Consider the following 12,192-nt stretch of genomic DNA (forward strand, 5'->3'; position numbering starts at 1 on the left):
TCACACCAGCATCTTGCCCTTCTCGTCGATGACGCTGCCGATGTCCTCGACCGCTTCGCCGAAGAGCATCTCGTTGTGGGCCTTGCCCGACGGGATCATCGGGAAGCAGTTCTCGGCCGGATCGACGATGCAGTCGAAGATCACCGGCTTCGGCGTGTCGATCATCTGCTTGATCGCCGCGTCGAGATCGGCCGGCTTGTCGCAGCGGATGCCGACGCCGCCCATCGCCTCGGCGAGCTTGACGAAGTCGGGCAGCGCCTCCGAATAGCTCTCCGAATAGCGGCCGCCGTGCAGCAGCTCCTGCCACTGCCGGACCATGCCCATGTAGTGGTTGTTCAGGATGAAGATCTTGATCGGCAGACGGTACTGAACCGCCGTCGAGATCTCCTGCATCGTCATCATCACCGAGGCCTCGCCGGCGATGTCGATGACGAGGCTCTTCGGATGGGCCATCTGCACGCCGACCGCCGCCGGGATGCCGTAGCCCATGGTGCCGAGGCCGCCCGAGGTCATCCAGCGGTTCGGCTCGTCGAACTTGAAGAACTGCGCCGCCCACATCTGGTGCTGACCGACCTCGGTCGTGATGTAGGTGTCGTGGCCGCGGGTCAGCTCGTAGAGACGCTGGATGGCGTACTGCGGCTTGATGATCTCGTCCGAAGCCTTGTAGGAGAGGCACTTGCGCGCCCGCCAGGTCTCGATCCGTTTCCACCACTTCTCCAGCGCCGGCTTGTCCATCGCGGGCTGGGTCTCGCGCAGCACGCGGATCATGTCCTCGAGCACGTGCGCGACGTCGCCGACGATGGCGCAGTCGACCTTGACGATCTTGTTGATCGACGAGGGATCGATGTCGATGTGGATCTTCTTGGCCAGCGGCGCGAAGGCGTCGAGACGGCCGGTGATGCGGTCGTCGAAGCGGGCGCCGACGCAGACGATCAGGTCCGCCTCGTGCATCGCCATGTTGGCCTCGTAGGTCCCGTGCATGCCGAGCATGCCCAGGAACTGCTGATCGTCGGCCGGATAGGCGCCGAGACCCATCAGCGTCGAGGTGATCGGATGGCCGGTCGAGCGGACGATCTCACGCAGCAGCTGCGTCGCCGAGGGCCCCGAGTTGATGACGCCGCCGCCGGAATAGAACACCGGGCGCTTGGCCTTGCCGATCATGTCGACGGCCTGACGGATCGCCGCCATGTCGCCCTTGATCTTCGGACGATAGGTCTTGTGGGCGATGTTCTTCGGGCCGACGTAGGTGCCGGTGGCGAACTGGACGTCCTTCGGGATGTCGACGACGACCGGGCCGGGGCGGCCCGACTTCGCGACGTGGAAGGCCTCGTGCAGGATGCGCGGCAGGTCCTCGATCCGCTTCACCAGCCAGTTGTGCTTGGTGCAGGGACGGGTGATGCCGACGGTGTCGCACTCCTGGAAGGCGTCGTTGCCGATCAGATGGGTCGGGACCTGACCGGTGATGCAGACGACCGGAATGCTGTCCAGCAGCGCGTCGGCGAGGCCGGTGACGGCATTGGTGGCACCCGGACCGGAGGTGACGAGGACGGCGCCGACCTTGCCGGTCGACCGCGCATAGCCTTCGGCGGCATGGACCGCGCCCTGCTCGTGGCGGACGAGCACGTGGCGAACCTTGTCCTGCTTGAAGATCTCGTCGTAGATCGGCAGCACCGATCCGCCCGGATAGCCGAAGAGCACGTCGACACCCTGATCCTGCAGGGCCGCGATCACCATTTCCGCTCCGGTCATCTGCCGTGACATCGGTCTTCTCCGCTTCTGGCGCCGCTCTCGACGCGCGATCTTCTCGGGTTGTCGGGGTACGTCGTTGAATTCCGGGCAATAAAAAAGGCCCCGGTGGGGGGCCTGTGCGCGCGCTCGCTGTCGATTGTCGAAGCCTGTCAGGCTCCGGCAGCGGCGCGCGATACGAGTACGAGAATGCTGGTGCGCGACATGGCGGCACGAGTCCTTTCGGATGAAGTCGGTGCGAAAACTAGACGTGCCCGCTCGACAGGTCAAGGGGGACGTCCGACGGCGGCCGCGAAACCGTGACCACGCGCCGCACCGGCACGGGATCGGGGGTGCCCCACATGCCGTAACGGAACCGGAATTCCTCCATGGAATCCGGCGGATGCTGCGTCTCGTCGCAGCGATTGCCGCGTCACGGCCGGCATTTCGATGCTATCGTCGACGGGTCTTCGGTGGTCTGCGGGCCACCGGACGATTCGTTCCCGGAGAGTTCGACCGCGATGTACGAGGAGACGGCAGGAGACTTCACGACCGTGGAAGACGCGTGCGAGCGCGCCGACCGTGCCCGTGTCCTGGTCGTCGCCAACAAGAAGGGCGGCACCGCCAAGTCGACCACCGTCGTCAATCTCGCCGCCGAGTTCGCCGCGCGCGGTCGCCGCGTCCTCGTCGTCGATCTCGATGCCCAGGGCCACGCCGGCCTCGGTCTCGGCCGCGTCGCGGCGCCCCGCACGGCCACCGCCCACGACGTCCTGCGCTCCGGTTCGGCGGTCCTCGCCGCGGCGATCGTCCCGACCGACCACACCAGCATCGATCTGGCGCCCGCCGACCGTCTCTTCGACGGCGACGTCCGCGTCTCCGACCCGCGCCGGCTCGCCAAGGCGCTGGCACCGGTCGCCCGGGGCTACGACCTGATCCTGATCGACACGCCACCCTCCTCGCCGCGCATCATCATCGCCGGCCTGATGGCGGCCGACACGGTGCTGGTGCCCACCCTCCTCGACCATCTCTCGCTCGACGGCGTCGGCCAGTTCCTGCGTGCCTATCACGGCGTCGTCGCCGAGCTCCGGACCGGAGCGACCGATGCCCTGATCGTGCCCAGCCGGGTCGATCTCCGCTCGTCGATGCAGAAGGAGGTCCTCGCCCAGTTGGCCCGTCGCCACGGCCTCGGCCAGATCGCCGGCGGCGTGCGCGTCGACGTCGCGGTCGCCGAGGCCTTCGGACGCGACATGCCGCTGCGGGCGTGGCGGCCGCGGGCGCGCGCGGTCGGCGACTTCGCCCGGCTCGCCGACGAGATTCTGCGCCGCTGCATGCCGCACGACCTGCCGTCGACACCGTCCGAGCCCGCACTCCACGTCCCCGTCTCGCTCAGGCGCGCCGTGGTGTCGTGACGGCGCTTCGCCGTCCGTCCGGTCAGCCGAAGGCCGCGACCGCCGCCGCCTCGAGCGCATCGGCCTCGCCGCGCAGCCAGTCTCCCATCCGGCCGCGGAACCAGGTCGACTGACGCTTGGCATATTGCCGGCTCTCGACGATCCCCCGGCGGATGCCTTCCTCGAGCGCGATCTCGCCGCGCCCGACCGCCACCATCGCCGCCACCCCGATCGCCCGCGTCGCCGGCATGTCCGGCGAGAGCCCGCGCGCGGCGAAGGCGAGCGCCTCGTCGATCGCCCCCGCCTCGACCATGAGATGGAAGCGCCGTTCGATGCGCTCGTGCAGCACCGATCGCTCCGGCTCCAGCACGATGCGGACGGCTTGCGTCCCATCGACCAGCGGCGGCGAATGCGGATCGTTCTGCCAGTCGGCCAGCGAGCGCCCGGTCGCCTCGATCACCTCCAGCGCCCGGGTCAGCCGCTGGGTGTCGGTAGCCCCGAGGCGCTCCGCCATGAGGGGGTCGCGGAGTTGCAGTTCACGATGAAGTTCGGCCGCTCCGACCGCCTCGGCACGCGCCCGCCAGTGCGCCCGAATCTCTGCATGAACCGGAGGAACCGGAGCCAGCCCCTTGAGGAGACTCTCGAAATAGAGACCGGTGCCGCCGACGAAGATCGCCGGTGGACTCTCTTCGTGAAGACGAAGTGCCTCCAGTTGAACGTTCACGTCGGCGAGCCAGTCGGCGACCGAGAAGGGGCGTGCGGGATCGACGTGGCCGTAGAGCCGGTGGGCGACGCGCGCCTCTTCCTCGGCCGTCGGCCGTGCCGTCAGGACGGACAGCCCGTCGTAGATCTGCATGCTGTCGGCATTGATCACCACGCCGCCGAGCCGCTCGGCGAGGCGCAGCGCCAGCGCCGACTTGCCGCTGGCCGTCGGTCCTGCGATAAGCACCGCGCGCGCGGGCGATCCGCTCATCGTCTCGACCTCTTCCGGATGTCCCCGATCGGGAGCTTGTCCTCCGTCATGACCCATGTTGCAACCCTGATCTCGTCCCCGACCGCGCCGGCGCTGACCGACAAGCTCGCCGAGGCGGCGCGCGACCGGCTCGCGGGCACGACGATCGATTGGCTGGCGACCGGCGTCGCCGCCGACATCCGCTTCGCCGCCGACGTCGGCCACGAGAAACGGATCGCCGAAGAGCTGCGCATCGCCCTCGACGCCCCGGTCGACGTCGTGGTGCAGAAGGCCGACGGACGCGCCAAGGGCCTGCTCGTCGCCGACATGGATTCCACCATGATCGGCCAGGAATGCATCGACGAGCTCGCCGCCGAACTCGGCCTGAAGGAGAAGATCGCCGCGATCACCGAACGCGCCATGCGCGGCGAGATCGAGTTCGAATCCGCCCTGCGCGAGCGCGTCGGCCTGTTGAAGGGCCTGCCCGCCAACGTCGTCTCCAAGGTCATCGCCGAGCGCATCCGCCTCACCCCCGGCGCGATCGAGCTGGTCCGCACCATGCGGGCGAACGGCGCCTATGCCGCCCTCGTCTCCGGCGGCTTCACCGTCTTCACCGGCCCGATCTCGCAGATGATCGGCTTCCACGAACACCGGTCCAACACGCTGATCGAGCAGGACGGCAAGCTCACCGGCACGGTCGGCGAACCGATCCTCGGCCAGGAGGCGAAGCTCGCTTCCTTGCGCGAACTTTCGGCGACCAAGAAGGTGCCGCGGGCGCTGACGCTCGCCGTCGGCGACGGCGCCAACGATCTCGCCATGATCCGCGAGGCCGGTCTCGGCGTCGCCTTCCACGCCAAGCCCAAGGTCGCGGCGGAGGCCCATGCCCGCATCGACCACGGCGACCTGACCGCGCTGCTCTACATCCAGGGCTACCGCCGCAGCGAGTTCGTCAGCCGCTGAGGGCGGGCCGCGCCACCGAGAGAATGCCGATGTCGATCTTCGAACGAGCCGCCGCCTTCCTGAAGGAGGAATGGCGTCTCCTCGTCACCGTGCGGGCGTCCGATCGTCCCTGGCAGATGCCCTTCGCCGCGGCGCTCTCCTCCGGCCTGCCGCTCTTCGTCGGCGCCTGGTTCGGCCGGCTCGACTACGGCCTCGTCTCGGCGCTCGGCGGACAGGTGTTCCTCTATCTGCCGGCGACGGCGCTCCACCACCGCATGGCGGCGCTGATGGCGCTCGCCTTCACCATGACCGCCTGCTACGCGCTCGGCGCCATGAGCCACCACGTTCCCGTTCTCGTCATCCCGGTGGTGACGGCGCTGACGACACTGGTGACCATGCTCTGCCGCTTCTACCGCGTGGCGCCGCCCGGTCCGCTGTTCTTCGTCATGGCGGCGTCGATCGCGCTCTACGCGCCGACACCGGTTCCCGACATCCCGCTGATGGTCGGCCTGCTCGCGATGGGCACGATCCTCGCCGCCGTCATCGCCTTCTTCTACAGCCTCTTCGCGTTGCGCCGTCGGCCGGCCCAGCCGATCCCGGCGCCCAACGACGACTTCGACGACGTCGTCCTCGAGCCGCTGATCATCGGCGCCAGCGTCGGCGTCGCCATGGCTGTCGCCCAGTTCCTGCAGATGGATCGCGCCTACTGGGTGCCGACCAGCTGCCTCGCCGTCATCCAGGGCGCCTCGCTGCGCGCGGTGTGGACGCGCCATCTCCACCGCATCCTCGGCACCGCGCTCGGCATGATCGTCGCGGTGGCGATCCTGTCGCTGCCGCTCGAGCCGTGGACGATCGCCGTGGTGATGATGTCGCTCGCCTTCGTCATCGAGACCGCGATCGTCCGCCACTACGCCTTCGCCGCGGTCTTCATCACGCCGCTGACCATCCTGCTCGCCGACGCGACCTCGCTCGGCCACGGCGGCATGCCGACGGCGCTCTTGGCCGCCCGCTTCGTCGACATCTGCCTGGGCTCGCTCCTCGGGCTCTTCGGCGCCGTGGTGCTCTATTCGCCGCGCTGCCGCAAGGCGGTCGGCGATGCCGCCCGCGCAGTGGCGAAGCGCTTCCGCCACGCCGTCGGCTGAAACGACGAACGGCGCCGGATCGCTCCGGCGCCGCCCGCATGTCTCGGATCTCGGTCCGCCTCAGTTGGCGTCGATCGTCACGAAGCGCATCTCGCCTTCGGCCGACTGGACCAGCAGCAGCACCCGCTTGCGCCCGTCCTTCTTGGCTGCCTCGACCTTCTTGGCGACGTCGTCGGCGGAGGCAACCTCCTCCTGCGCCACTTCGAGGATGACGTTGCCCGGCTCGATCTTCTTCTCCGCTGCGGCGGACGACGGATCGACCGCCGTGACGACGACGCCCTTGGCCACCTGATCCTTGATCTTGAACTTGGCGCGAGCCTCGCCGTCGAGCGCGCCGAGCGTCATGCCGGCGACCGACTTCGCGGTCGGGGCGACGGTCGAGCCGCCCTTGCCGGTCTTGTCGGCTTCCTTCTTCTCGCCCTCCTCGAGGCGGCCGAGCTGGACCTCGACGGTCACTTCCTTGCCCTTGCGCAGCAGCGTCACCGGCACCTTCTTGTCGATCGCGGTGTCGGCGACCATGCGCGGCAGCTCGCGGACGTTGGGCACGTCCTTGCCGTCGAACTTGACGATGACGTCGCCCGCCTGGATGCCGGCCTTGGCCGAGGGGCCACCCTCGGAGATGCCGGCGACCAGCGCGCCCTTGGCCTCCTTCAGGCCGAGACCCTCGGCGATGTCGTCGGTGACCGCCTGGATGCGCACGCCGAGCCAACCGCGGCGGGTCTCACCGAACTGCTTCAGCTGATCGACCACCGCCATCGCGGTCTTCGACGGCAGGGCGAAGCCGATGCCGATCGAGCCGCCGTTGGGCGAGGCGATCGCCGTGTTGATGCCGACCACCTTGCCGTCCATGTCGAACAGCGGGCCGCCCGAGTTGCCCTTGTTGATCGCCGCGTCGGTCTGGATGAAGTTGTCGTAGGGACCGGCGTGGATGTCGCGGTTGCGTGCCGAGACGATGCCGATCGTCACCGAACCGCCCAGCCCGAGCGGATTGCCGATCGCCATCACCCAGTCGCCGACACGGGCCTGATCGCTGTCGCCGAACTCGACGAACTTGAGAGGCTTCGCCGGCTTGATGCGGAGCAACGCCACGTCGGTCTTCTTGTCGCGACCCACCACCTCGGCCTTGAGGCGAGTGTTGTCGGTGAGGATCACCGTCACCTCGTCGGCGCCTTCGATGACGTGGTTGTTGGTGACGACGAGGCCGGAGGCATCGATCACGAAGCCCGAGCCGAGCGACTGGACCTTGCGCGGCTGACCGCCGCCGAGCCCCTGCTGGCGCTTGAAGAATTCGTCGAAGAACTCCTGCAGCGGCGAGCCGTCCGGCGCCTTGGGCATCTGGATGTTGCGCTCGGCCGGCAGCGTCTGCGAGGTCGAGATGTTGACCACCGCGTCCTGCAGCCGTTCGGCGAGGTCGGCGACCGAGGCCGGCCCGGAACGGGTCGGTCGCGACGTCGTCGTCTGGCCGTTCGCCTGCGGCTGGGCCTGCTGGGCCTCGGCGGTCGAGACGGCGACCCCGCCGGCGAGCACCAGGGCCAGAGCCAGACGGGTCGTCGCGGAAGAGAGCACGGAGGAGGCGCGGATGATCATCGCGGAGAGTGTCCTTCCCTTGTCCGGCACCAGGGCCGTTCTTCGGTTCATTGCCGTCCCGGATCGTGCAATCGATCACGGCGGAAGAATGTCGGGGTGCGAAGGCGCCGTCGCGCTCAGCCGCGGACCATCCAGACGACGACGATCCCGAGGACCGCGGCGCCGAGGCCGATCTTGCGGAAGGCGCCCTCGTCCCAGTCGCGTGCCGCCTCGAACATCCGCTTCATCGCGCCGGGCGCGAGCGCGTAGAGCCCGCCCTCGATGACGAGGACGAGCCCGATCGCGGTGACGAAGTCGCTCGCGCCCGGCGCGAGCGACATCTCACTTGGCTCCCGCCACGGCGCCGCCCTTGGGATCGGCGAGGAAGCGGAAGAACTCCGACGACGACGGCGCCACCAGGACGCGGGTGTCGTTGCCCTTCATCGAAGCCTCGTAGGCCTGCATCGAGCGGTAGAAGGCGAAGAACGACGCGTCCTTGTTGTAGGCCTCGGCGAGGATCTTGATGCGCTCGGCATCGCCCTCGCCACGCGAGCGGTCGGCATCGCGCGCGGCTTCCGCCAGCACGATCTCCTTCTCGGCGTCGGCCTTGGCGCGGATGCGGCTCGCCTCTTCGCCGCCCTTGGCGCGCAGCTCGGTCGCCTCGCGCTGGCGCTCGGTCTGCATCCGCTGGAACACGGCCTCCGAGTTCTTCTGCGGCAGGTCGGCGCGACGCAGCTTGACGTCGACCACCTGCACGCCGATGCCCTTGGCCTCCTCGTCGACCTGTTTGCGGATCTTCTCCATCAGGCCGGCGCGGTCGTCGCGGACCACCTCGAAGAAGGTCGCGTCGGCGAGCACGGCGCGCACCGCCGACGACACGAAGGTGTTGAGGCGCTGATTGCCGCCCGCCACGGTGCGGACCGACTGGTAGAACTGCACCGGATCGACGATGCGGTAGCGCGCGAAGGCGTCCGCCACGAGCCGCTTCTTGTCGGAGGCGATGAGCTCCTGCGGGTCGAGGTCGATGTCGAGGATGCGCTTGTCGAGATACTCGACGTTCTGGACGAAGGGCACCTTGAAATAGAGGCCCGGCTCGACGATCGGCCGCTTGACCTGACCGAACTGGAGCACGAGCGCCTGGGTGGTGGGGGTCACGACGAAGGCGACGCCCGAGACGAAGGCGATGACGATCACCACCGCGATGCCGGCGAGGCCGAGAAATCCGTTCTTCATCACTGGCCTCCCGCCTGAGTCTTGGCAGCCGGCCGGCGGCCGAGCTGATCGAGCGGCAGATAGGGCTGGATCGCCCCCTCCCCGCCCTTGCCCTGATCGACGAGGACCTTGTCGACGCCGGAGAAGACGCGTTCCATCGTCTCGAGATAGAGCCGTTCACGCGTCACGTCCGGGGCGAGCCTGTATTCCGTCAGCACCGAGTTGAAGCGGTCGGCCTGGCCGCGCGCCTCTTCGACGATGCGGCGCTTGTAGGCGTTGGCCTGCGCCGTGATCGAGGCGGCCTGACCGCGCGCTTCCGGGACGACCCGGTTGGCATAGGCCTGCGCCTCGTTCTGCAGACGCTCGGCGTCGATGCGGGCGGCCTGCACGTCGCGGAAGGAGTCGATGACCTGCGTCGGCGGGTTGACCCGATACATGTTGACCAGACGCACCTCGACGCCGGCCTGATAGCTGTCGAGCGTCTTCTGCATCAACTGGCGCACGTCGGTCTCGATGCGGCGCTGGTTCTCGGTCAGGATGTATTCGATCGTGTTGCGGCCGACCACTTCGCGCATCGCGCTCTCGGCCACCGCCTTCACGGTCGCTTCCGGGTTCTGGATGTTGAAGAGATAGGCCTTGGCGTCCTTGACGTTCCACTGCACGCGGAAGGCGACGTCGATCATGTTCTCGTCGCCGGTCAGCATCAGGCTCTCGTCGGCCTGATCGCGGCCCGCCGAACCGCGCGCGAACTCGCTCTCGCGCATGCCGACCGAGACTTCGCGCACCGCGAGGACCTTCGGCGTGAACACCTGACCGATCGGATAGGGCAGATTGTAGTTGAGGCCCGGTGTCGTCTGCGACATCACGCGGCCGAGCACCAGCTCGACGCCGAGTTCGTCGGGCTCGACCCGGTAGAAGCCGGTCGCCAGCCACAGCGCCGCGGCGGCGACGACGCCGAGCGCCACGCCCTTGGCGCCGAAACCGTCACGGCCACCGCCGCTGCCGCCACCCGGCAGCCAGCTCTTGAGTTGTTCCTGACTGCGCCGGAGCAGCTCCTCGAGATCGGGCGGCTGGTTGCCGCCACCGGAGGGGCCCCGCGGCGGCTGACCCCAAGGGCCGCCGTTGCCGCCGCCCTTCCATCCGCCACCGCCGTTCTGGTTGCTCCAAGGCATCTGGTTTCCTCGTCTGATGCGCGCGCGGACGGCGAGACCCGAAGGCCTCACCGTCCACGCCGCGCCATGGCACTTCCCGTTGTATAGGTATCGCGTCGGATGGTTTCAACGCGCGGCCCCGTCGCAGAGCGACGATTTGGCCGCGATCAGCCCGGAACCGCCGTCTTCCGTCGGGCGAGGGAAACAAAATCGAAATCCGCGTCGTCGCGCGGCCCCCTTTCGCCGGCGACCCGCGCGGTCTCGACCCACACGGCCGGATCGAGCCGGGGGAAGGAGACGGCGCCCGCCGGATCGGGCGAGAGCTTCACCTCCGTCAGCTCGATGCGATCGCACAGGGGCAGCGCCTGGGCATAGATCTCGCCGCCGCCGACGATGGCGACCGTGTCGACGCCGTCGCGCTCCGCGATCACACGACCCCGCGTCATCGCCGCCTCGAGGCTCGCCGCCACCTCGGCGCCCTCGGCGCGGAAGGCGGGATCGCGGGTGACGACGATGGTGGTTCGTCCCGGCAGCGCCTTGCCGATCGAGGCCCAGGTGCGCCGGCCCATGATCATCGGCCGGCCCAGCGTCAGCGCCTTGAAGTGCTTGAGGTCGGAGGGAATGCGCCACGGCAGGTCGCCGTCGCGGCCGATCACCCCGTTCGCCCCCGCCGCGACGATCGCCACGATCTCGATGGTCATCGCGCACCGCCCTCCGCCGCCAGCCGGACGAGCGCCTCGCCGTCGACCCGCATCACCGTCCAGTCGTTCATCGGCCGCGCACCGAGCGCCTCGTAGAAGGCGATCGACGGGGCGTTCCAGTCGAGCACCCACCACTCGAACCGCCCGAGGCCGTCCGCGACGCAGCGCTTGGCGAGATGCACCAGCAGCGCTTTGCCGTAGCCCTTCCCGCGCTTCTCGGGGTCGACGAAGAGATCCTCGAGATAGATCCCGTGCCGCCCCTCGAAGGTCGAGAAGTTGTAGAACCACAGCGCCATGCCGACCGGCACCCCGTCCTCTTCGACGAAGTCGCAGAAGACCCTCGGGTTCGGCCCGAAGAGGGCCGCGTCGAGCATCGCCTCGGTGGCGTGCACCTCGTGCTCGAGTTTCTCGTAGACCGCGAGCTTCGTCACGAAGCCGAGGACGACGCCCGCTTCGCCGGGACGGGCGGGACGGATGGAGATCTCTGTCATACCGCCACCGGCGCCTTGATGTGGGGATGGGGATCGTAGTCGACGAGCTCGAAATGCTCGAAGCGGAAGTCGAAGACGTCCTTCACGCTCGGGTCGATCCTCATCGTCGGCAGCCGTCGCGGCGTGCGCGAAAGCTGCGTCTCCACCTGATCGAGGTGGTTCAGATAGAGATGCGTGTCGCCGAAGGAATGGACGAAGTCGCCGGCCTTCAGCCCCGTCGCCTGCGCCATCATCATGGTGAGGAGCGCATAGGAGGCGATGTTGAAGGGCACGCCGAGGAAGACGTCGGCCGAGCGCTGGTAGAGCTGGCAGGAGAGCTTTCCGTCGGCGACGTAGAACTGGAACAGACAGTGGCACGGCGGCAGCGCCATGCGCTCGACGTCGGCCGGGTTCCAAGCCGAGACGATCAGCCGCCGGCTGTCGGGCGAACGCCGGATCATCTCCTGGACCTGCGCGATCTGGTCGATGGTGCCGCCGTCGGCCGTCGGCCAGGAGCGCCACTGATGGCCGTAGACCGGGCCGAGATCGCCCTTCTCGTCCGCCCATTCGTCCCAGATGGAAACGCCGTTTTCCTTGAGATAGGCGATGTTGGTGTCGCCTCTCAGGAACCACAGCAGCTCGTGGACGATCGACTTCAGATGCAGCTTCTTGGTGGTCAGCGCCGGGAAGCCGGCCGAGAGATCGAAGCGCATCTGATGGCCGAAGATCGAGCGCGTACCGGTGCCGGTGCGGTCGGTCTTGGTGGCGCCCTCGTCGCGGATCTTCCGCATGAGGTCGAGATATTGCTGCATCGGACGCGATCCTCGCTCTGCCGCCGGTCGTGACGCCTCGGGGAGACCGTCGACGACTACCACATGTGGGGCGATCGACTCGCCGATGATACCAGCGATCCACTGGTTTCGATGCGCCCCGCCGTCGCCACGTT

At 68.4% G+C, this 12,192-nt stretch carries 12 protein-coding genes; 3 read left to right on the forward strand and 9 right to left on the reverse strand.

Annotated elements, in window-relative coordinates:
* The gene (locus ACT53U_RS04180; RefSeq protein ID WP_476152976.1) at nt 1-1,761 is read right to left on the reverse strand and encodes an acetolactate synthase 3 large subunit; all 1,761 of its coding nucleotides are present in this window, start codon (nt 1,759-1,761) and stop codon (nt 1-3) included.
* A 518-nt stretch (nt 1,762-2,279) separates the two neighbouring features.
* Between ACT53U_RS04180 and ACT53U_RS04185 the strand changes: the two genes are divergently transcribed.
* On the forward strand, nt 2,280-3,134 hold the full coding sequence (locus ACT53U_RS04185) for a ParA family protein (protein ID WP_476152977.1): 855 nt from the start codon (nt 2,280-2,282) through the stop codon (nt 3,132-3,134).
* Between the two features lie 22 nt (nt 3,135-3,156).
* On the opposite strand, the gene miaA is transcribed toward ACT53U_RS04185, so the two are convergent.
* Nucleotides 3,157-4,086, reverse strand: coding sequence for a tRNA (adenosine(37)-N6)-dimethylallyltransferase MiaA (gene miaA / locus ACT53U_RS04190; RefSeq protein WP_476152978.1), 930 nt, complete (start codon nt 4,084-4,086; stop codon nt 3,157-3,159).
* A gap of 48 nt (nt 4,087-4,134) precedes the next feature.
* On the opposite strand from miaA, the gene serB reads away from it, so the two are divergent.
* Nucleotides 4,135-5,025 (forward strand): phosphoserine phosphatase SerB, encoded by an 891-nt coding sequence (serB, locus tag ACT53U_RS04195; protein ID WP_476152979.1) that lies wholly within the window; start codon nt 4,135-4,137, stop codon nt 5,023-5,025.
* 29 nt (nt 5,026-5,054) lie between these two features.
* A complete protein-coding gene (locus ACT53U_RS04200) occupies nt 5,055-6,146 on the forward strand; it encodes an FUSC family protein (protein WP_476152981.1) in 1,092 nt (363 codons plus the stop codon).
* Between the two features lie 60 nt (nt 6,147-6,206).
* Here ACT53U_RS04200 and ACT53U_RS04205 read toward each other — a convergent pair whose 3' ends face one another.
* The 7 genes from ACT53U_RS04205 to ACT53U_RS04235 all read right to left on the reverse strand — a co-directional run bounded on the left by ACT53U_RS04205 (nt 6,207) and on the right by ACT53U_RS04235 (nt 12,058).
* Nucleotides 6,207-7,784, reverse strand: coding sequence for a DegQ family serine endoprotease (locus tag ACT53U_RS04205; protein WP_476152983.1), 1,578 nt, complete (start codon nt 7,782-7,784; stop codon nt 6,207-6,209).
* A 65-nt stretch (nt 7,785-7,849) separates the two neighbouring features.
* Nucleotides 7,850-8,053 carry a DUF2065 domain-containing protein gene (locus ACT53U_RS04210; RefSeq protein ID WP_476152985.1) on the reverse strand — a complete coding sequence of 68 codons (204 nt, stop codon included), beginning with the start codon at nt 8,051-8,053 and terminating at the stop codon, nt 7,850-7,852.
* A 1-nt stretch (nt 8,054) separates the two neighbouring features.
* Nucleotides 8,055-8,945, reverse strand: coding sequence for a protease modulator HflC (gene hflC / locus ACT53U_RS04215; protein ID WP_476152987.1), 891 nt, complete (start codon nt 8,943-8,945; stop codon nt 8,055-8,057).
* Nucleotides 8,945-10,096 carry an FtsH protease activity modulator HflK gene (gene hflK, locus ACT53U_RS04220; RefSeq protein WP_476152989.1) on the reverse strand — a complete coding sequence of 384 codons (1,152 nt, stop codon included), beginning with the start codon at nt 10,094-10,096 and terminating at the stop codon, nt 8,945-8,947. Before hflK ends, hflC begins: the two co-directional genes overlap by 1 nt.
* Before the next feature lie 146 nt (nt 10,097-10,242).
* Nucleotides 10,243-10,776 (reverse strand): dihydrofolate reductase, encoded by a 534-nt coding sequence (locus ACT53U_RS04225; RefSeq protein ID WP_476152991.1) that lies wholly within the window; start codon nt 10,774-10,776, stop codon nt 10,243-10,245.
* Nucleotides 10,773-11,267, reverse strand: a complete 495-nt coding sequence (locus ACT53U_RS04230) for an N-acetyltransferase family protein (protein ID WP_476152993.1) — start codon at nt 11,265-11,267, stop codon at nt 10,773-10,775. The genes ACT53U_RS04225 and ACT53U_RS04230 overlap by 4 nt, the downstream gene beginning before the upstream one ends.
* On the reverse strand, nt 11,264-12,058 hold the full coding sequence (locus ACT53U_RS04235; protein WP_476152995.1) for a thymidylate synthase: 795 nt from the start codon (nt 12,056-12,058) through the stop codon (nt 11,264-11,266). The genes ACT53U_RS04230 and ACT53U_RS04235 overlap by 4 nt, the downstream gene beginning before the upstream one ends.
* Nucleotides 12,059-12,192 lie beyond the last annotated feature (134 nt).

Source organism: Pinisolibacter sp. DMC19 (assembly GCF_056313985.1).

What these genes read in the sequence shown, in the direction of transcription:
- miaA (WP_476152978.1), bottom strand. Translation starts at nt 4,086, where the DNA reads ATGAGCGGATCGCCCGCGCGCGCGGTGCTTATCGCAGGACCGACGGCC.
- serB (WP_476152979.1), top strand. Translation starts at nt 4,135, where the DNA reads ATGACCCATGTTGCAACCCTGATCTCGTCCCCGACCGCGCCGGCGCTG.
- ACT53U_RS04200 (WP_476152981.1), top strand. Translation starts at nt 5,055, where the DNA reads ATGTCGATCTTCGAACGAGCCGCCGCCTTCCTGAAGGAGGAATGGCGT.
- ACT53U_RS04210 (WP_476152985.1), bottom strand. Translation starts at nt 8,053, where the DNA reads ATGTCGCTCGCGCCGGGCGCGAGCGACTTCGTCACCGCGATCGGGCTC.
- ACT53U_RS04225 (WP_476152991.1), bottom strand. Translation starts at nt 10,776, where the DNA reads ATGACCATCGAGATCGTGGCGATCGTCGCGGCGGGGGCGAACGGGGTG.
- hflK (WP_476152989.1), bottom strand. Translation starts at nt 10,096, where the DNA reads ATGCCTTGGAGCAACCAGAACGGCGGTGGCGGATGGAAGGGCGGCGGC.
- ACT53U_RS04230 (WP_476152993.1), bottom strand. Translation starts at nt 11,267, where the DNA reads ATGACAGAGATCTCCATCCGTCCCGCCCGTCCCGGCGAAGCGGGCGTC.
- ACT53U_RS04235 (WP_476152995.1), bottom strand. Translation starts at nt 12,058, where the DNA reads ATGCAGCAATATCTCGACCTCATGCGGAAGATCCGCGACGAGGGCGCC.
- ACT53U_RS04180 (WP_476152976.1), bottom strand. Translation starts at nt 1,761, where the DNA reads ATGTCACGGCAGATGACCGGAGCGGAAATGGTGATCGCGGCCCTGCAG.
- hflC (WP_476152987.1), bottom strand. Translation starts at nt 8,945, where the DNA reads ATGAAGAACGGATTTCTCGGCCTCGCCGGCATCGCGGTGGTGATCGTC.
- ACT53U_RS04205 (WP_476152983.1), bottom strand. Translation starts at nt 7,784, where the DNA reads ATGAACCGAAGAACGGCCCTGGTGCCGGACAAGGGAAGGACACTCTCC.